Source organism: Streptosporangium amethystogenes, from assembly GCF_000721075.1.
Taxonomy (GTDB): domain Bacteria; phylum Actinomycetota; class Actinomycetes; order Streptosporangiales; family Streptosporangiaceae; genus Streptosporangium; species Streptosporangium amethystogenes.
Genome location: NZ_JOEQ01000004.1, coordinates 552,366 through 570,652, shown reverse-complemented (window position 1 = coordinate 570,652; position 18,287 = coordinate 552,366). Strand labels below are relative to the sequence as shown.

The 18,287-nt window shown below is 69.6% G+C and carries 16 protein-coding genes; 12 read left to right on the top strand and 4 right to left on the bottom strand.

The features are described from left to right. Positions 1 to 9 precede the first annotated feature (9 nt). The 3 genes from tgmB (at position 10) to IG98_RS0107300 (ending at position 3,034) form a co-directional block, all read left to right on the top strand. Positions 10 to 987, top strand: a complete 978-nt coding sequence (gene tgmB, locus IG98_RS0107310; RefSeq protein WP_030907400.1) for an ATP-grasp ribosomal peptide maturase — start codon at positions 10 to 12, stop codon at positions 985 to 987. Next, positions 975 to 2,117 (top strand): ATP-grasp peptide maturase system methyltransferase, encoded by a 1,143-nt coding sequence (tgmC, locus tag IG98_RS0107305; protein WP_030907397.1) that lies wholly within the window; start codon positions 975 to 977, stop codon positions 2,115 to 2,117. The genes tgmB and tgmC overlap by 13 nt, the downstream gene beginning before the upstream one ends. Positions 2,118 to 2,224: 107 nt before the next feature. Further along, entirely contained in the window at positions 2,225 to 3,034 is an 810-nt protein-coding gene (locus IG98_RS0107300; protein WP_030907394.1) for a hypothetical protein, read from the top strand. A 78-nt stretch (positions 3,035 to 3,112) separates the two neighbouring features. Here IG98_RS0107300 and IG98_RS0107295 read toward each other — a convergent pair whose 3' ends face one another. Continuing rightward, positions 3,113 to 3,334, bottom strand: coding sequence for a hypothetical protein (locus IG98_RS0107295; RefSeq protein WP_211263889.1), 222 nt, complete (start codon positions 3,332 to 3,334; stop codon positions 3,113 to 3,115). Between the two features lie 308 nt (positions 3,335 to 3,642). Between IG98_RS0107295 and IG98_RS50175 the strand changes: the two genes are divergently transcribed. Continuing rightward, positions 3,643 to 4,131: a hypothetical protein gene (locus IG98_RS50175; RefSeq protein ID WP_157594192.1), complete on the top strand. Its 489-nt coding sequence runs from the start codon at positions 3,643 to 3,645 to the stop codon at positions 4,129 to 4,131. 245 nt (positions 4,132 to 4,376) lie between these two features. Here IG98_RS50175 and IG98_RS0107285 read toward each other — a convergent pair whose 3' ends face one another. Next, positions 4,377 to 5,696: a coenzyme F420-0:L-glutamate ligase gene (locus IG98_RS0107285; protein ID WP_051751712.1), complete on the bottom strand. Its 1,320-nt coding sequence runs from the start codon at positions 5,694 to 5,696 to the stop codon at positions 4,377 to 4,379. Continuing rightward, a complete protein-coding gene (gene cofD / locus IG98_RS0107280; RefSeq protein ID WP_030907382.1) occupies positions 5,693 to 6,658 on the bottom strand; it encodes a 2-phospho-L-lactate transferase in 966 nt (321 codons plus the stop codon). The genes IG98_RS0107285 and cofD overlap by 4 nt, the downstream gene beginning before the upstream one ends. A 236-nt stretch (positions 6,659 to 6,894) precedes the next feature. Between cofD and IG98_RS50170 the strand changes: the two genes are divergently transcribed. The 4 genes from IG98_RS50170 to IG98_RS0107250 all read left to right on the top strand — a co-directional run bounded on the left by IG98_RS50170 (position 6,895) and on the right by IG98_RS0107250 (position 14,176). After that, positions 6,895 to 8,961, top strand: a complete 2,067-nt coding sequence (locus IG98_RS50170) for a cation:proton antiporter (protein WP_157594191.1) — start codon at positions 6,895 to 6,897, stop codon at positions 8,959 to 8,961. Between the two features lie 405 nt (positions 8,962 to 9,366). Beyond that, entirely contained in the window at positions 9,367 to 9,627 is a 261-nt protein-coding gene (locus tag IG98_RS0107260) for a WhiB family transcriptional regulator (protein ID WP_037969494.1), read from the top strand. A 254-nt stretch (positions 9,628 to 9,881) separates the two neighbouring features. Next, entirely contained in the window at positions 9,882 to 12,764 is a 2,883-nt protein-coding gene (locus IG98_RS0107255) for a glycosyltransferase family 2 protein (protein ID WP_030907369.1), read from the top strand. Then, on the top strand, positions 12,761 to 14,176 hold the full coding sequence (locus tag IG98_RS0107250; protein ID WP_030907367.1) for a DUF5719 family protein: 1,416 nt from the start codon (positions 12,761 to 12,763) through the stop codon (positions 14,174 to 14,176). The genes IG98_RS0107255 and IG98_RS0107250 overlap by 4 nt, the downstream gene beginning before the upstream one ends. A 17-nt stretch (positions 14,177 to 14,193) precedes the next feature. Here the strand turns inward: IG98_RS0107250 and IG98_RS0107245 are convergent, their stop codons facing one another. Further along, a complete protein-coding gene (locus IG98_RS0107245; protein ID WP_030907365.1) occupies positions 14,194 to 14,649 on the bottom strand; it encodes a metallopeptidase family protein in 456 nt (151 codons plus the stop codon). A 249-nt stretch (positions 14,650 to 14,898) separates the two neighbouring features. Here IG98_RS0107245 and IG98_RS0107240 point away from each other — a divergent pair, with 249 nt between their 5' ends. The 4 genes from IG98_RS0107240 (at position 14,899) to IG98_RS0107225 (ending at position 18,260) form a co-directional block, all read left to right on the top strand. Then, positions 14,899 to 15,267, top strand: a complete 369-nt coding sequence (locus IG98_RS0107240) for a DUF3499 domain-containing protein (RefSeq protein ID WP_030907363.1) — start codon at positions 14,899 to 14,901, stop codon at positions 15,265 to 15,267. Positions 15,268 to 15,623: 356 nt separating this feature from the next. Then, the gene (locus IG98_RS0107235; protein ID WP_030907361.1) at positions 15,624 to 16,979 is read left to right on the top strand and encodes a phosphomannomutase/phosphoglucomutase; all 1,356 of its coding nucleotides are present in this window, start codon (positions 15,624 to 15,626) and stop codon (positions 16,977 to 16,979) included. A gap of 4 nt (positions 16,980 to 16,983) precedes the next feature. Next, positions 16,984 to 17,157 (top strand): Trm112 family protein, encoded by a 174-nt coding sequence (locus IG98_RS48405; protein WP_012888128.1) that lies wholly within the window; start codon positions 16,984 to 16,986, stop codon positions 17,155 to 17,157. Then, positions 17,154 to 18,260, top strand: a complete 1,107-nt coding sequence (locus tag IG98_RS0107225) for an SIS domain-containing protein (RefSeq protein ID WP_030907359.1) — start codon at positions 17,154 to 17,156, stop codon at positions 18,258 to 18,260. The genes IG98_RS48405 and IG98_RS0107225 overlap by 4 nt, the downstream gene beginning before the upstream one ends. The last annotated feature ends 27 nt before the right edge of the window (positions 18,261 to 18,287 follow it).

Sequence of the window (18,287 nt, the reverse complement as noted above, 5' to 3'; positions counted from 1 at the left end):
GGGCGGAACTTGCCGCAGATCGTACTGGTCATCACGTCGGCGGAGGACGTCACCGCCAATCTGGTCATCGAAGCGCTGAACGAGCGCCAAGCGTACGTCGCCCGCGTCGATCCTGCCGATGTCGGCCCCGAGTTGATGTTCAGCGCCTACATCAGTAGCCATCGCCCGGAGTGGATCGGTCGGCTCCGTTCGCCGAGTCGTGACATCGCGCTGGAGGACGTCGGGGCGGTGTATTACCGCCGTCCCAGCCCTTGGCGTTTCGAGAGCCTGGAAAAGTCGGCTCGGGATTTCGCCGTGACGGAGGCCAGACATGGGCTGGGCGGGCTGCTGGCGAGCCTGCCGAACTGTCGCTACGTCAACCATCCCGCCAATATCGGAAGGGCTGATTTCAAAGTCGCGCAGCTACAGGTGGCCACCAGGCTGGGGCTGCGGGTGCCCGCGACGGTGGTATCGAACGACCTGGATGCGATCAGGAAGTTCGTCGTCGACCATGAGCCGGTCATCTACAAATCATTCCGGGGCGCTCCAAGGGCCACGGACGGCCACGTTGCTGCGATATGGACGCAGCGGATCACCCCGCAAGACCTCGACGACTCCTTGTCGATAACCGCCCATCTGTTCCAAGAGGAAGTACGCAAGACCGCTGATGCCAGGGTGACCGTAATCGGGCGAACCGTGTTCGCGAGCAGGATCACCACACCCGATGGCGCACTCGACTGGCGCAGCGGCGATTGGGGCGAGCTAGTTCATGATCAAATTTATGTGCCCGAACCGATCAAGAAAGCTCTACGCGCTTACCTTGACCATTTCGGGTTGGTGTTCGGCTGTTTCGACTTCGCCCTCGAAGCCAGTGACAATGGCGGGCAGAAATCGGAAATCTGGACGTTCATCGAGTGCAACCCCAACGGGCAGTGGGGCTGGCTGCCTGATTCCAATGCGATGGCGGACGCCTTCGCCGATGTACTGCTGGAAGGATGGTGGCCGTGAGCGATACGGCCGCAAAACTTCGCCTCGCACTGGCGGATCATGTGGGTTCTCCCGGCTGGCGTCAGGCGCTGGAAGCGGTGCCGCGAGAGTTGTTCCTGGGCGATGCCGTTTACCGGGCCGATGAGAGCCGTGGTGATCGGTGGATTCCTGTCCGTCGCGCGGAGGTGGGTGTGGACGAGTGGCTCTCCTTGGCCTACACCGACGCCACATGGGTGACGCAGATCGACGGGGTGATGGCCGAGGACGCGACCGGCGTCATGGTGGGACAGCCCAGTTCGTCCTCCACCTTCCCGAGCCTGGTTGTACGGATGCTGGAGGCCGCCCAGATCAGCGAGGGCGAGACGGTGCTGGAAATCGGTACGGGCACCGGTTACTCAACGTCGTTGATGTGTCAGCGACTCGGTCAGGAGGCCGTCACCTCGATCGAGTATGACCAGGAGGTCGCCGCTCGGGCCAGGAAGGCGATCACCGAGGCCGGGTACGTGCCAACCCTCGTGGTAGGGGATGGACTGCTCGGGTATGGCGAGGACGCCGAATACGACCGGCTGATCGCCACGTGCTCGGTGCGGACCATTCCGTGGGCGTGGATGTGGCAGGTCCGCGAAGGGGGAACCATCACCGCCCCCATGCGGGGTTGGATGGGCGGAGTGGCCTTCGCCCATCTGACCTTGGCCGACGACGGCAGTGCCAGTGGTCGTTTCCTCAAGGACGATCTGTACTTCATGACAGCCCGTTCTCACCTGCCACCGCCACGGCCGCCGGTGACGACCGGTTTCGGAGATGCCCGCAGAAGCAGGATCGACCCGTCGATTCTCAGGGATGACGATACGGCCCTGTGGGTCGCCCAACTCGCAGCCCCGCAGGTCCAGTGCTCCTGGGGTGAGGACAAAACGATCCTGCTGGATGTCAGCACCGGTTCGCGGGCTGACACCACACCAGATCCCGCAGGCGGGTGGACGGTGCATCAGCACGGGCCGATAAAGCTGTGGGACGAGGCGGAGAAGGCACTCCTGGTCTGGGAGGAGGCCGGGCGTCCGCATCAGTCCGGGTTCGGGCTCACCGTCACCCGTGATCGCCAGTACGTCTGGCTGGGCGACCCGGACGGCCCGAGCTGGGACCTGCCCGCTTAGCGGCCGGTTTAGAAGGTTCCGCATTTCCGTATCAGGAAGTTCTGAGACGGCGGCGTGATCTTTGCCTGGAAGGATCTTCTTTCCCTCCAGGCGCCGAAGGAAATCGAATGAGACGGATCACCACCGGTCTTGTCGTGAGCCTCCTCCTGCTCACACCGCTGCCCGTCCGTGCCGACGCGCTCGATCCGGTCAAGGCGCTCCGCGCCCAGATCGTACCGGGCAGGGGTGTCACTGTCTCCGCGGTCACCCGCATGTCGGCCGACGGCAAGCACCTGCTCACCAGCCGGACCACGCGGGTCGCCGGATTCCGTAAAGGGGGGCTGGTGGAAACGGACGACATCAGCACACTCTCCTCGCCGCTCAGCTCCGAGCTCCCGGAATTGGACTCTTCCTTCCTCTTCCCGGAGCTGCTCATCAAAGTCGACGGCGCGTACTACACCTCGGGTGGTGAGCTGATCGGCAAGCTGCCGCTGGGCAAGCAGTGGGTGCGCAGCCGATGGTTCGAGTCCAGTCCCATGGATGGCACGGTCGATCTCTTCGAACCCGGTACGCTGCGGGCGCTGCTCGCCACCGCCTCCTCCGTCGGCCCGCGCACGGCCAAGGGCACCATCCGTGCCTCCAAGATCCCCGGTCAGCCCCTCGGCGGAGGGTTGGGACGCGAGGAGAAGGTCGCCTGGGCGCTCTGGTTCGACGCCGAGGGCAGGGTCATCCGCCTGACCACCACGACCTCTCAGCAGACGAACGACAACTACGAGCTGGGTATCCGTTCCGACCTGCGCTTCACCGGCTGGGGCACCAAGGTGACGATCGAGCCGCCGCCCGAGGACCTGGTCATCGACGCCGAGGACCTCCCCGAGGAGGAGGGCCTGTTCTGGGAGCCGCCGGTGACGATCGAGACTCCCCCGAAGGGGAAGTGAGGCCGGGGCCGCACGGTGAGGCCGACAACGCGGACGCGCCGGGGTGGGTCATCGGGGCCTGGACGGAGTTGTCGTGGATCAGGCGCGCAGTGCCTTCGCGACGACGAGCGCCTCGCCGAGTATGCCCAGCGGCAGCGGGTGGTACGGCGCGGCGGGCAGGTCCGTCTGGCTGTCCGCGACCCAGGCGGCGGGTCCCGCGCAGGCGTCGTGCCCGAGCGAAGGGGTGTGGACGTTGACGTAGGTCGCCCCGGTCTCCCCGGCTGTGTCGGACAGGATCGACAAGCCCCCGGACAGCTTCAAGACCCGCTGCCGCCGATAGACGAGGGCGTCAACGGATCACGCGACCTCGGCCGGGTGAGCGGAGGATCCGCCGCGGACCCTTGTGCGGTGACCACTTAGGTTTACCGGGTCGCGGCAGGCCGTATGGCTTGCGCTGTTTGATGCCTGCCTCCGCTCCACTATCGATGCCAGCAGATGGAGAGCGCATGCCATAGGACGAGCACCGCCCAGGCTCGCCGGTCCTCTCCAGATGCAGACCGGTTCGCAAAACCGGTCGGGCGAGAACGACACGACAGGACGATGGGCCGACGTACCTCCGGGAAGGAAGCATGATCACATCAGGGCAAGGAAAGCCCTCGCCGCAGCCGCCGAGGCTCCGTGCGCTGGTGTGCGCGGCCGTGACGGTGGCGGTGCTGTCCGGATGCGGGGAGCCGGCCTCCTGCGGGCCGTGCCCGGGAAACAGGGTTGAGCTCACCGCGCATCACTCGATCGTGAAATCCGGCCACACATACGAACTGTGCGACGCACATGGCCTCTGTCGGAAAGGGGCAGTGGCCGTTCCCGGATCGTCCAGGTTCCCCACCCTTGCCGATAGGACCGGCACCCCGGCCGGAGCCCAGGTTCCCATCTTCGTCATCGACCTTCCTGGGGAGGCCACCGATTACTCGCGCGTGCCCGTCCGAGCCGTCGTCAAGGACGGAAAGGGGCGGGTAATCGGCCAGGGAGAGGCTACCTTCCCCGAATACCAGCCGATCGAAGCCGAGCCGTGCTACTGCTACAACGCGTTTGTGCAGGTGGACGTCTATCCCGGTTCGTAACACGTGGTGGGAGGATGCGAAGGTGCCATCCCGCCGCGCACAATCACCGACGGTACGGCGGTCACCGCTGATTCAGATCCCTGACGCCAAGTCGGCGGCCTGGAAGGCGGTCCGCCGCATGATCGGGGTCGGCCTGATAGTGCTGATCGCGCTCGCGGCGGCCGCGAGCGCGATCAGGCATATATAGGGTAGCGAGCGTCTCCCGCAAGAGAGGCCGGCCGTGACCACCCGGCGTGCGGGGATGGCTAGCGGACGACGATGAAGTCCGATGCCTGGCGGGGGGCGCGGTCGCGGGGTGGGGCCGCGGGGTGGCCGATGGCGACGGCGCCCATCGGGTCCCAGTGCGAAGGCAGATCGAGGATCTCGCGGACGACGTCGCGGCAGAACATCGTGGAGGAGACCCACGCGGAGCCCAGACCCTCCACCGCGAGCTGGACGAGGAAGTTCTGCACCCCCGCGCCGGCCGCGACCACGAACATCTCCCGCTCGGCGGCGTTGCGCCGGTCGTCGCGATAGGTGTGCGAGCCGTCCATGACCAGGCAGGGCACCGCCAGGTACGGGGCCTCGCGCAGCACGTCGCCCCGCCTGACCCGCCTGGCGACCGACTCCTCTGCGAGGCCGTCGCCGCGCAGGTCGGTGATCCAGGCCTCGCGCATGGCGTCGAGCAGCTTCTCCCTGGTCCCCGCGGACTCCAGCAGGACGAACCGCCAAGGGGTCGTGTGGTGCGGGGCGGGCGCGGCGATCGCGGCGTCGACGGCCCTGCGGACCTTGGCGCCGTCCACGGGTTTCGTGGAGAACTCCCGGATGGTTCTGCGGGCGAAGACCACGTCGCGGGAGCCGTACCGGAACATGTCGTCGGCGGACGGGCGGACCAGCTCGTGGATGCCCGGCCCGTCGTCCTCGGTGGTGTACTCGGCGAGGCCCCTGATCACCGCCACCGGGGTCTGCGCGACCTTTCCCTTGACCAGGTCTCCGGCCGCGGCGAACTCGTCGGCGACGGCGGTCAGGGTGACCTCCAGCGCGTTGCCGTAGTCGTCGGACATGCCCCGGTAGTCGAGAGAGGGAGTCACCCCGGCGACGCCGACGGCCATGTCGGTCTGGCCGTTGCGCCACGGGCGGCCGAAGGTGTCGGAGATGATCACACCGACCGACACGCCGAGCAGCTCAGCGATGCGCGCCCTGATGGCCGAGGCGGAGGCGTCCGGGTCGACGGGCAGCAGGACCACCGTGTCCGGCCGGGTGTTGGAGGCGTCGACCCCGGCGGCGGCCATGACGAACCCGTGCCTCGTCTCGGCGATCACGGTCTCGCCCCTGCGGGCGACCACCCGCCTCGTCTCCGCGCCGACGGCCTCGGCGCGGTCCACACCGCGCAGGACCCGGCCCTCGGCCTTACTTGAGATCTTGGAGGTGACCACGAGGATGTCGCCGTCGCGCAGATCGGGCAGGGCCGTGGCGATCAGCTCCCCGACGTCGTCGCCCTCGTGGACCTCGGGTATGCCGGGAACGGCGAAGATCTCCACCCTGACATCGGCGGGATTCCGCCGCCCGCGCCTGATCCGGCTCATCGCGAGCCCTCCCCGCCGGCGGGGGAGGACGCGAGCCGCGTGGCCATGTCCAGGGTCGCGCGGGCGATGGCGGCGGCGGCCTCGACGTCGTGCATGATCAACGGGCGGGCCTCGACGTCGACGCCGGCGAGAGCCACCCCGGCGTCCTCCTCCGCGACCAGCCAGCCGTTCACCAGAGGTGACCCGTACAGCTCCAGGACCGCCTGCGCGGTGGTCCGCACGCCGATCGCGGTCAGGCAGGCGTCGGCCATGCCGCGGACGGGGGCGCCGCCGATGATGGGGGAGACACCGACGACCGTCTTGCTCTCCAGAGCCTCGCGAATGCCCTTGATCTGCAGGATCGTGCCGATGCTGACGACCGGGTTGGACGGCGGGAGGATGACCGCGTCGGCGGTGGCGATGGCCTCCAGCACGCCGGGGGCGGGGGACGCCTGGTCGGCGCCGACCAGGATGATCTGCTCGGCGGGAACCGAGGCGCGCAGCCGCACCCACCACTCCTGGAAATGGATGGCGCGGCGGCCCCGTTCGTCGGTGATGACCACGTGGGTCTCGGTCCGGTCGTCGCTCATCGGGATCAGGCGCACGCCCGGCTGCCAGCGCCGGCACAGCGCCTCGGTGACCGCCGACAGCGGGTATCCGGCGTCGAGCATCTGGGTGCGCACGATGTGGGTGGCGAAGTCGCGGTCGCCGAGGCCGAACCACTGCGGCTCGACGCCGTAGGCGGCCAGTTCCTCCTTGACGACGTGCGACTCCTGCCGTCGTCCCCAGCCCTGTTCCTCGTCGATGCCACCGCCCAGGGTGTACATCACGGTATCGAGGTCGGGGCAGACCCGCAGGCCGTAGAGACTGATGTCGTCACCGGTGTTGCCGATGACGGTGATCTCGGAGTCGGGGGCGGCGGTGAGAAGACCCCGCAGGAAGCGGGCACCACCGATTCCGCCGGCGAGGGACACGATGCGCATGCCGTCCAGTGTTCCACTAGGTCGTTACGGATGTCGGCGGGGTGCCGGGAGAGGGGGCGCAGTCTTTTCATGATCGTTATCAGGGCTGTCCGTGCTGGCAGAATCGCCTGACCCGATGCCCGAATTATGGACATATAAGGTGCAATAGACCACTTATGAGGTTGGTGGGCTTCCTGGGACTACCAACAGCAAAGTCAGCCATGTGCAAAACTGACCCGGGTTTACCTAAAGACCCTATGGGGGTAGTTGTGATCAATGTCGAGGCGGGCCGGCTCCGAGAACCGGCGGCGTGGCTCATGGTAGCCGTCGCGTCCGCGAGCGTTCTCGTCGGCATCGAACGCCTGCTTTTCGGTGGATCGTCCTTCGCCGTGCGCGCGACGGGCTACCTGGGTCAGCTCACCTCACCGACCACCGCCGCGCTGCTCGTCGGCGCCGTGCTGCTGGCCACCCACCTCGGTCCGGTGATCGAGCGGCTGAAGACGATGGCCCTCGTGGCGGCCGGTACCCTCGTGCTCTCCGTGCTCTTCGGTGCGGTCAGCCTGCTCGCCGCGCTGTTCGGGGGGGCGACGGACCTCCAGGAGAAGATTGAAATTCTCCTCATCCACCTGCCCGCCCTCGCGCTGATCACGGTCGCACTGCTCTACGTGCTGCCGAAGGCGATCCCCGCCGACTCACGCGCCGAGGACGGCTTCGGCCGCCCCGCCGAGCACCCCCGGGAGCAGGGGTACCACCCCCACCAGCCCGTTCCCGCGCAGGGCCCCGTTCCCTTCCAGGACCATCAGCAGGGACCGGTTCCCTTCCAGGACCGTCCGCAGGGACCGGGCGGGTACCCCCAGGGCCAGATGGCGCAGCAGGGTGTCCACCATCCGCAGGATCAGGCTCCGCAGGGAGGCCACGGTTACCCGCAGGAGGCGCCGCCCGCCCAGGCTCCGCAGCCTTCGCAGAACCTCCCCGCGCTTCCGCCCGCGCCCGCGCACGTCTCGGCAGGGTACGGGCAGCAGGCGGCCTCCTACGCGCCGTCCGCGCCACAGGCGGGCGACGGGCAGCCCCAGCCTCCCTACACGCCACCAGCCGAGAACCAGCCGCACGTTCCCCCGCCCGGTACCTACGCGCAGTCCCCCCAGCAGTCGGAGCCGCAGGGGCAGGGTTACCCGCAGTCCGTGCCGCCGCAGCCGCCGCAACCCGTCTCCCAGCCCATCGCGCAGACCGGGGGCTACACCCCGAGCCCGTACGTGGCGGCCGATGTCCAGCCCCCGGCACCGGCCAAGCCGTACGAGCCGCCGGCCGCCGCCTATGACCCGCCGATCTATGCCGCTCCGGTGGATCAGCAGCCCCAGACGGAACCCCGGCTGCCGAGCTTCCCGCAGTTCCCCGACTCTTCGGCGTACGGGCAGCCCGAGCCGCAGGGGTTCGGCCGGCAGCAGGACTCGTCGGCGTACGGTCAGGAGTCGCAGCCGGTGAGTTCCGGGCGGCACTCCAGCCCGAGTCTGCCGAGCTATCCGCAGTTCCCCGACTCTTCGGCGTACGGGCAGCCCGAGCCGCAGGGGTTCGGCCAGCAGGCCGACCCCTCGGCGTACGGCCTGCGCGCGGAGCAGCGGCAGCCGGACTACGGGCAGGCCGATCTTCCCGGGTACGGGCAGTCCGAGCCGCAGGGGTTCGGCCGGCGCCCGGAGTCGCAGGTGCCCAGCAGTCCGAGCCGCAGGGTTACCCGCACTCTGAGCCGCCGGCCTATCAGCAGTCCGAGCCGCAGGGTTACCCGCACTCTGAGCCGCCGGCCTACCATCGGCCCGAGCCGCAGGGCTTCGGGCAGCAGGACTCGCAGCCGTCCGGCTACGGCCACCAGTCCGAGCAGCAGGCCCCCGCGCCCTACCCGCCGGTCGACGGCCGCCAGGGCCCGGCGTTCGACGGCCAGGCGCAGTCCTTCCCGCAGCCTCCGGAGAACTACGGCCAGCCGTTCAGCGGTTACCCGAGTGCGGAGTTCGCCCGGCCGGCCGAGCCGGGCCCGCAGTACTCCGCGCCCGATCCGGTGGACCTCAGGTCACAGCAGATGGCCCAGGCGTACCAGCAGGCGGAGAGTTACCAGCAGCAGGCCCAGGGCACCGAGCCGCAGCTTCGCGTTCCCGAGTACGGCTCCCCCGGCTACGACGGCCCGTTCGGGCATCCGCAGCAGGCATCCCAGGCCCCTCAGGGCCTCCCGGCCCCGCAGGCTCCGTACCAGCCGCAGGGCGGCGGTCCCCAGTGGGACCCGCGCTCGGAGGCGACGATCAGGTTCGACCCGAGCGCCTACTCCGGAGACCCGCTGAGCGACCCCTCGCCCGCCGCCAGGACATGGGACTCGCAGCCGATAGACCCCACCGCGATCTACAAGCCCGAACAACGCCCAGGTCAGGGCATGGATTAGGAAAGCCCGGATAGAGAGAGGGTGGGCCCCGGTCAGGATCAGAACATGTCCTGGTACGGTTCCGACCGCCGAGAGCACTGAGCCCCTGGCGATCGCGGCGATCACCTGGTGCAATTGCCGTCGTGGCAGGCACACGACCCACAACCGGGGAGAGCAGGTCTTTCCCCGGATACCAGCATGCCGCTTGACGCCACACCGGGCACGCGCGTGTAATTACACACGTGTTGTTACGCCTTTCTCTGGGTGGGTAAGGGGGAGGCGTTCATAGGGGGGCTCCATTTGCGGGCGTGCGGCAGGGAGGTGTGCAGTGGCCGACCTGGTCATCGCACAGGAGAGCATCGCTGAAGAGCAGCTTGGCTGGCAGGAGCGCGCCTTGTGCGCGCAGACCGACCCGGAGGCGTTCTTCCCGGAGAAGGGAGGCTCCACCCGCGAGGCCAAGAAGGTTTGCCGCTCCTGCGAGGTGCGTGCCGAGTGTCTTGAGTACGCGCTGGAACACGACGAGCGGTTTGGAATCTGGGGTGGACTGTCGGAGCGGGAGCGACGGCGGATCAAGCGTGAGGCGGTCTGAGCCGTCCGGGAAACGGACGGCTGGAAGGCTTGAGCACGCCGAGGTCCGGACGGTCTGGAAATCCAACCACTGAGGAAACACCGAAGAAGTATGTGACGCCCCTCGGGGCGCTTGACGAATATGTCCATGGGGCCACGTGACCGTCGGTCATGTGGCCCTTTTTTCATACGCGCGACCAGATGTAAGACATAGTCAGACATAGGGTGCCGTATCGTTGTCGCGCCGATCATCAACACCTCCTGAACACGGGACGTATGTCCATCACCGACTCCCAGCGCCCCCATCGCCCCCACACGGTCACCGCGATCGTCGTCTCCCACGACGGCTCCCGCTGGCTGGGGGAGACCCTGGAAGCCCTGCTCCGGCAGACCCGTCCCGTGGACCGGGTCGTCGGGGTCGACAACGGCAGCAGGGACGGCAGCGCCGCGCTGCTGACCGGAGCCCTCGGCTCCAGAGCCGTGCTCACCCTGCCGCGCTCGACCGGCTTCGGCGAGGCCGTCGCCGAGGTGCTCGACAAGCTCGGCCCCGGCGGGGGGCAGGAGTGGATCTGGCTGCTGCACGACGACTGCGCGCCGGACGTCAATGCCCTGCGGATCCTGCTGGAGGCCGCTGAGGCGGACCCCCGGGCGGCGGTGCTCGGTCCCAAGCTCCGGGACTGGCTGGACCGGCGGATCCTGCTGGAGGTCGGCGTCACCGTCGACCGCACCGGCCGCAGGAACACCGGGCTGGAGGCCCGTGAGTTCGACCAGGGGCAGTACGACGGGATCAGGGACGTGCTCTCGGTCTCGACCGCGGGCATGCTGATCCGCAGGGATGTCTGGGACGAGGTCGGCGGTCTCGACCCGGCTCTGCCGCTCTTCCGTGACGACCTCGACCTGTGCTGGCGGGTCAGGGCCGTCGGATACCGCGTGCAGAACGTCACCCGGGCGGTCGCCTGGCACGCCGAGGCCGCCACCAGGCGGCGTCGCCGGATCACCGCCAGCGGTGACCACCCCCGCCGCCTGGACCGGCGTAACGCCCTCTTCGTGGTCATGGCGAATCTGCCGTTGAGGCCGCTGCTGTGGGCGCTGGTACGCAACGCGTTCGGCTCCATCTTCCGTACGGTGCTGTTCCTGGTGGCCAAGCAGCCCGCCAACGCGCTGGACGAGTTCCTCGCGTTCGGCTCGGTGTTCGGCCATCCCATTCGGATGATCAGGGCTCGGCGGGTGCGGGCCAAGGGGCGCAGGCAGGCGTACGCGGCGATCAGCCGGTTGCTCACCCCGCCCGGCGCCGGCTACCGGCGGCTTGTCGACCGGGTCCAGAACTACCTGGCCGGGGGCGGGTTCGTGGAGTCCGAGGGGCGCCACCAAGCGGTGGCCGCCTCGCCACACCCGCAGCAGGAGGACGGCGAGGAACTGCTCACCGACGCCGGCGTGATACAGCGTGTCTTCGGCAACCCGGGTGTCCTGCTCTTCCTGGCGCTCGCCCTGGTCACGCTGATCGCCGAGCGTGCCCTGACCGGCGGCGCCAGGCTGGGCGGCGGCGCGCTCGTCCCGGTGATCGGCGGGGCCTCCGACCTGTGGGATCTCTACCGTGAGAGTTACCACCAGACGGGTCTGGGCACCGACGCGTGGGCTCCACCGTACGTGGCGGTGCTGGCCGTGCTCTCCACGGTGCTGTTCGGCAAGACGTGGCTCGCGGTCTCGCTGCTGCTGCTCGGTTGCGTACCGCTGGCGGGGATCTCCGCGTACGCGGCCACCCGGTCGATGATCCCGGGCCGCTGGAGGAGGGTCTGGCTGGCCTCCTCCTATGCCCTCCTGCCGGTGGCCACCGGCGCGGTCGCCGCGGGCCGGCTCGGCACCGCGGTGGTCTTCGTGCTGCTTCCCGTCTACGCGGCGCTCGCCACCACGGTGCTCGCCGGGGAGCGGCGCCGAGCCCGCCGTGCCGCCTGGGGCCTGGGGCTCCTGCTGGCCGTCGGTACCGCCTTCGCCCCGCTGGTCTACCCGCTGACCGCGATCCTCGGCGCGCTGGCGGCGCTGGCCTTCCCACGCCGGGGCGTCGCCGTCTCGATGCTCGTGGCGTTCGCCGTGCCCGTGGTCCTGCTGTTCCCCTGGCTGGCCCAGTTGGTCGCGGATCCCAAGCGGCTGCTACTGGAGGCCGGGCTGCACCAGCCCGCGCTGGTCGACCCGGGACTGCCCGCGCAGTCGTTGCTGATGCTCAGCCCAGGCGGGCCCGGCATGCCGCCGCTCTGGGTGACCGGCGGTCTCATCGCCGCCTGCCTGCTCGCGCTGCTGATGCGCCGCAACCGGATGGTCATCGCGGTCGGCTGGGGCGTCGCCCTCTTCGGCGTGCTGGTGGCCATCCTGGTCAGCAGGACCCCCGTCACCTCGATCAACGGTGATGTCGAGGCGCCCGCGTGGCCTGGTGTGCCACTGGCCTTCGCGGCCACCGGCATGCTCGTGGTGGCCGCGCTCACCGCCGACCGGGTCGTGGAGTTCCGGGCGGCCGGCGGGCTGCGCAGGCTCGCCGCGCTCGGGGTCGTGCTGGTCGCGTTCTCCACGCCACTGCTCGCCGCGGGCATGTGGATCACCGAGGGTGTGAACGGCCCGATCCGCGGAACCGTACGCGACGTCATGCCCGCCCTCGCGGCGGTCAACTCCGCCGGTGGCGAGCGGACCCTGCTGCTGCGCACCTCGCCGAACGGTCTGCTCTTCACGGTGCTGCGCGGGCGTACCCCGGTGATCGGCGAGGCCGACATCCCCGTGCCCGAGGGGCCCAGGGAGCGGGTCCGCGTCGCCACGGCCGGGTTGGTGTCCGGCAGGGGCGGCGACGACGCCCGGGTGCTGGCGGCGCACGGTGTCCGGTTCGTCGTGATGACCGCGCCCGTCGACGCGGCGATCAGCGCCGCCCTCGACTCGCAGCCCTCGCTGGCGAGGATGAGCCTGTCCCGCTCGGTCGGCGTGTGGCGGCTGACCCAGCCGATCGCCGTTCCCGTCACCCCGCCCGGCGACCCCTGGCACAGCCGCTGGCCGTGGGTACAGGCCGCGCTGGTGCTGGTCGTCCTGGTGCTGGCCGCGCCCGGCTCGGGTACCGAGTCCGACCAGCCCACCGCCCCACAGGACCTGCCCAAGTCCCGGAGAGAGCTGGCCCCCCGGTGAAATCCCTGATCGAGAACCGGTTCAGCCTGCTGGTGCTGGTCCTGGTGGCCCTGCTCGCCCTGTACGGGGTGGCCTCCGCGACCCAGCCGCAGGCGGTCGCCACCCCCGCGCCACAGATGCAGAAGGTTCCCGTCGCCTCGGTGACGACGGTCTGCCCATCGCCCGGCGACACCTCCGTCGGCGTGGTGGCTCCACCGGGCAGCCGGGCGCAGGGGACCGCGGCACTCGTCACCGGCGACAGGACCCTCGCCACCCTCGACACCCCCGGCCGTCTCTGGCACGAGAAGATCCCCGCCTCGTCACCGCCCCTTGTCATCACGGCCACCGGGAGCATGGCGGCGGGCCTTGAGGTGGCGCAGACCCGCAAGGAGAAGTCGGGCAGGCAGCGGGGACTGGCCGGGGTGCGCTGCACCGAGCCGGTGGCGAGCACCTGGCTGGTCGGCCCGGGGCCGGCTGCGGCCGAGGTCACGCTCTACCTGACCAACGCCGACCTCGCCCCGGCCATCGCGGAGATCATGGTCTATTCGGGCGAGGGGCCCGTGGTCGCCGACAGCGGTGGTGTGCTCACCCTGAAACCCGGTGAGAACCGTTCGATCAAGGTCCGGGATCTCGCGCCCTCGGCGCTCGTCCTGGCGATCCAGGTGCGCACCAGCTCCGGGCGGGTCACCGCCGCCGCCAGGGCGATCATGAACGGCGGGCGCGGCGTCGACTGGCTGCCCGCCTCTGCGGAGCCCGCCACCCGCGTCGTCGTGCCGGGCATCCCCGGCGGTGGCGGGAAACGCGAACTGCTCGTCGCCTCCGACGCCGAGGTCGACACGCTGGTGGAGGTCAGGGCGCTCACCCCCGACGGGACGTACGCGCTCAAGGGCCGCGAGCTCGTCGAGGTGCCCGCCGGTTCCGTCGCCACCCTCGACCTGTCCACCGGGATCGGCGGCCAGCCGTCCGCGCTGGTGCTCACCTCGGAGACCCCGATCGTCGCGGGGCTCGTCGCCACCGGCACCGGGGCGAAGGTCGACGTGGCCTTCACCGCCGGGGCGGACCCCGTCGACCTGGGGAGCGTCGTCGCCGACAACCGTACGGGAGGCAAGGTGACCTCCCGGCTGCTGCTGACCGCGCCGGACATGGCGGGCAAGGTGAGCGTGCAGGTGGTTCCGCGCAAGGGTGAGCCGGGCGAGCCGTTCCAGGTGGACATCTCCGCCTCGCGTACCAAGCAGGTCAAACTGCCCAAGGTGGACGGGGTCTTCGCGGTGGTCGTGCAGCCGATGCCCGGTTCGGGGCCGGTCTACGGCGGGCGCGTCATGGAGGAGCGGCGGAAGGGCGGGCCGGCGCTGACCGTACAGCCACTGGCAGCGGCCCGGATGTGGGCGCTGATACCGCCGATCGCGGAGTCCGCCGCGACGGTCCTGCCCTGAGCGGCGGCTCGGACGGGTCAGTCGTGGTCGTCGAAGCCGGGGTCGATCGATTCCGGAGAGAGCCCGAGCAGGCCCGCGACCTGCTCGACCACCGCCTCGTGCACCATCGCGCCGAGGTGGTCACGATCGCGGGACCGGCTCTCCAGGGGACGACGATAAATGATCACAATGGCCGGTTGGTTCCCGTCGGCGGGCTTGGCCCGTCCGAACGGGATCGGCTCGCCGGTCAGCAGCCCGGGGCCGTCGCCCAGCTCGCTGATCGGCGGGACCTCCTCGACCGCGAACTCCACGGCCGCCAGCTGCTTGGCCCACCGGGGCTTGAGCCGGTCGACGGCGTCCAGGACGAGATCGTCGAACCGCTCGCTGCGGGACTTGGCGATCGGCACGTGCGAGGGCGCGAGCGGACCGCGCAGGCCGCGGCCGTGCCTGTCGCGCCTGCGGGGAGAACGAGGTCTGCCGGGTGCCGGGCTCACGGCCCCAGCTTAGACGTGACCCGAGCGGGGCGGGAGTGCCGGTGACGGAAGGTGGCGTATCGAGTGCCTGAGGCGGGAGTGCCGGGTGTCGAGTGTGGGGCCTGAGCGGCCGGGTGGCGGGAGCTCGGAGGAGGGGCGTAAGCCATACAGGCGGGTGGAAGCCGGGACACGTGTCCGAATTGTGGCGACACGCTCGTTAAGAGCGCTCAGATAGTGGCGCCCCGGACGCTTACCGGATACGGTCCCACCGTGAGCCCCGTCCGCCGCTGTTCCCGCACCGCGTGCAGTCAGCCTGCCGTTTTCACGCTCACGTACGTCTACGCCGATTCGACCGCTGTTCTCGGGCCCTTGGCGACGTACGCCGAGCCGCACTGTTACGACCTGTGTGCCGAGCACGCCGAGCGGCTCACCGCCCCCCGCGGCTGGGAGGTGGTCCGCCTGCCGACCGATGGCGCCACACCGAGTACGGACGATCTGGAGGCCCTCGCCAACGCGGTCCGCGAGGCCGCGAGACCCGCCCCCAGCGGCGGCACCGAGCCGGTCGGCCAGGGCGTCGAGGTCGGGCGCCGGGGTCATCTGCGGGTGCTCCGCTCCGCTCAGCCCCAGCGCGACCGCTGACCCTACTAGGCTGGGGAGTAGGCGCCGCTCGGATATGAGCGCGCGCCGTTATGCTTTGACATGCTTGGGAGAGTGGTGCGGTCGGTTAACCGTGGCTTCGCCTTGGCCGGCGAGGGTTTTGGTCTCCTGAAGCGTTGATCGTGCTCACGGTCAGGTCGCCCAGAGTTGCGGGGAGACTGTAAACGCTCGTGGAGTCGGTGTAAGACCGGGCCGCAAGGTCAGGCGGTCGACGGTGAAGCGAGAACTCCCACGAGGGAGAACGTTCGCGTCGTAAGGCGCGGACTGCCCGACAATGCGCTGACCAGCGTTAACTGGAAGGCAACGGCAGCGGACACGACGCAGAGGGTGGAGCTGGAGTGGGCGACCTTGTCAAGATCTTCAAAGCGTACGACGTTCGTGGCGTCGTGCCGGACGAGCTCGACGAGGAGACCGCCGAGGCGGTCGGCGCGGCCTTCGTGGAAGTGACCGGGGCCGAGACCGCCGTGGTGGCACACGACATGCGCGAGTCGTCGGTGCCGCTGGCGGCGGCCTTCACCAGGGGGGCCGTCTCGCGGGGGGCCGACGTGATCCACGCCGGGCTGGGCTCCACGGACCTGCTCTACTACGCGAGTGGCAGCCTCGGCCTGCCCGGGGTGATGTTCACGGCCAGCCACAACCCGGCCCGCTACAACGGCATGAAGATGTGCAGGGCCGGTGCCGTGCCGATCGGCGGGGAGACCGGGCTCGTCGAGATCCGTGACCGGGCCGCCGCGATCCTGGCGTCGGGCGGCCTCGGCGGACAGGGGGGCGGGACGGTCTTCGAGCGCGACCTGCTGCGTGGCTACGCCGACCACCTGCGCGGCCTGGTCGACCTTTCCGGCATCCGGCCGCTGCGGGTCGTGGTCGACGCGGGGAACGGGATGGGTGGGCACACGGTCCCGACGGTCTTCGAGGGGCTGCCCATCGAGCTGACCGCCCTCTACTTCGAGCTCGACGGCACCTTCCCCAACCACGAGGCCAACCCTATCGAGCCGGACAACCTGCGCGACCTGCAGAAGGCGGTGCTCGATGTGGGCGCCGACATCGGACTGGCCTTCGACGGCGACGCCGACCGTTGCTGGGTGGTCGACGAGCGTGGCGAATCGGTCTCGCCGTCCACGATCACCGCGCTGGTCGCCGCCCGTGAGCTGGCCAAGCACCCCGGTGCCGCGATCATTCACAACCTGATCACCTCCAGGGGCGTTCCGGAGATCGTCACCGAACTCGGCGGCCGGCCGGTCCGCACCCGCGTGGGTCATTCGTTCATCAAGGCCGAGATGGCCGAGACCGGCGCGGTCTTCGGCGGCGAGCACTCCGCCCACTACTACTTCAGGGACTTCTGGTTCGCCGACTCCGGCATGCTGGCCGCGCTGCACGTGCTGGCCGCGCTGGGCGAGCAGGAGAAACCACTCTCGGAGATCCTGGCCGGATACACCCGCTACACGGCCTCCGAAGAGATCAACAGTACGGTCGCCGACCAGGCCGCGGCGACGGAGCGGGTTCGCGAGAGGTTCGCCACCCGTGACGACGTCACCTTCGACGAGCTGGACGGCCTGACCGTCTCCGGCCCGGGATGGTGGTTCAACCTCCGTCCGTCCAATACAGAGCCGTTGCTCAGGCTGAACGCCGAGGCGGCAGACGAGATTCAGATGGCAGCGATCAGGGACGAGGTCCTTGCTGTCGTGAGGAGCTGAACGAGTGAAGATCGACGACTGGTTGCTGGAGATCCTGGCCTGCCCCAACTGCAAGTCCCCGCTGCGAGCCGAGCCCGAGGTGGACGAGCTGTCCTGCACCTCCGCCTCCTGCGGCCTGGTCTACCCGGTCCGGGACGACATCCCGGTCCTGCTGGTCGACGAGGCCCGGAAGTCGTGAACTGGGAGCCCGATCGGCTCGACGACGGAAAACAGCCGGCCGACGGTGACCCGTCGGGCATGCTGCGGGCGGTGGCCGACTCGGCCGCACAGGTCCGCACCTCCTACCGGGTCGCCATGGAGTCGGGCCTGTCCTCGATCGCCGAGGACGGCCGGCCCCGGGCGATCGTGGTCGCCGGTGTGGGCGGTTCCGGCATCGCCGGTGAAGTCCTCGACGTGGTGTGCGGCCCCGGTGCCCCGCTGCCGATCGTGACGGTCAGGTCCTACCGGCTGCCCGGCTGGATCGGCGCGACAGATCTGGTGATCGCGGTGTCGCGCTCCGGCAGAGCCGAGGAAACGCTCACGGTGGCCGCCGAGGCGGTTCGCCGCGGTTGCCGCCTGCTCGCCGTCGGCGCCCCCGAATCTCCGCTCCACGCGATCGCCAGGCAGGCGGGAGCGCCGTTCGTGCCCGTCACGGACGGTGGCCGGCCGGGTGCCTCGCTGTGGGCGCCGACGGTCCCGCTGGTCGTCGCCGCCGCCGCGCTCGGTCTGGTCGAGGCGGGCGAGCAGGTGTTCGAGGGGGTGGCCAAGCGCCTTGAGGACCTCGCGCACCGCTGCCGTCCGACGAGCGAGTCGTTCATCAATCCCGGCAAGTCGCTCGCCATGGAGATCGCCGAGACCGTGCCGATGATCTGGGGATCCTCCCCGTTGGCGGCCGTCGCGGCCCACTGGTGGGCCTGTCAGCTCAACACGAACGGTAGATATCCGGCGATGTGGGGAGAGCTCCCCGAGGTTGACCACAACCAGGTGGCCGCCCTCGACGGTCCGCTCGCCCACCGCGACATCTTCGCCGACGAGAGCGGCAGGTCGCTCCGGCTGTTCGTGCTGCGCGACGTGGAGGAGCACCCCCGGGTCGTACGGCATCGGGAGGCGTCGGTACGGCTGGCGGAGGATCGTGGCGTTCCGGTCACGCAGATCGCCGCCGAGGGGGAGCACCCGCTGGAGCGGCTCGCCACGCTGATCGCCCTCGGAGACTTCGCGAGTACATACCTCGCTCTCGGGTACGGGATCGATCCGGCCACTGTGTCGGCGATCACAGAAGTCAGGTCGAGGATTTCACAATAGGATCCTGTCTCATCTTTACCAGAGCAA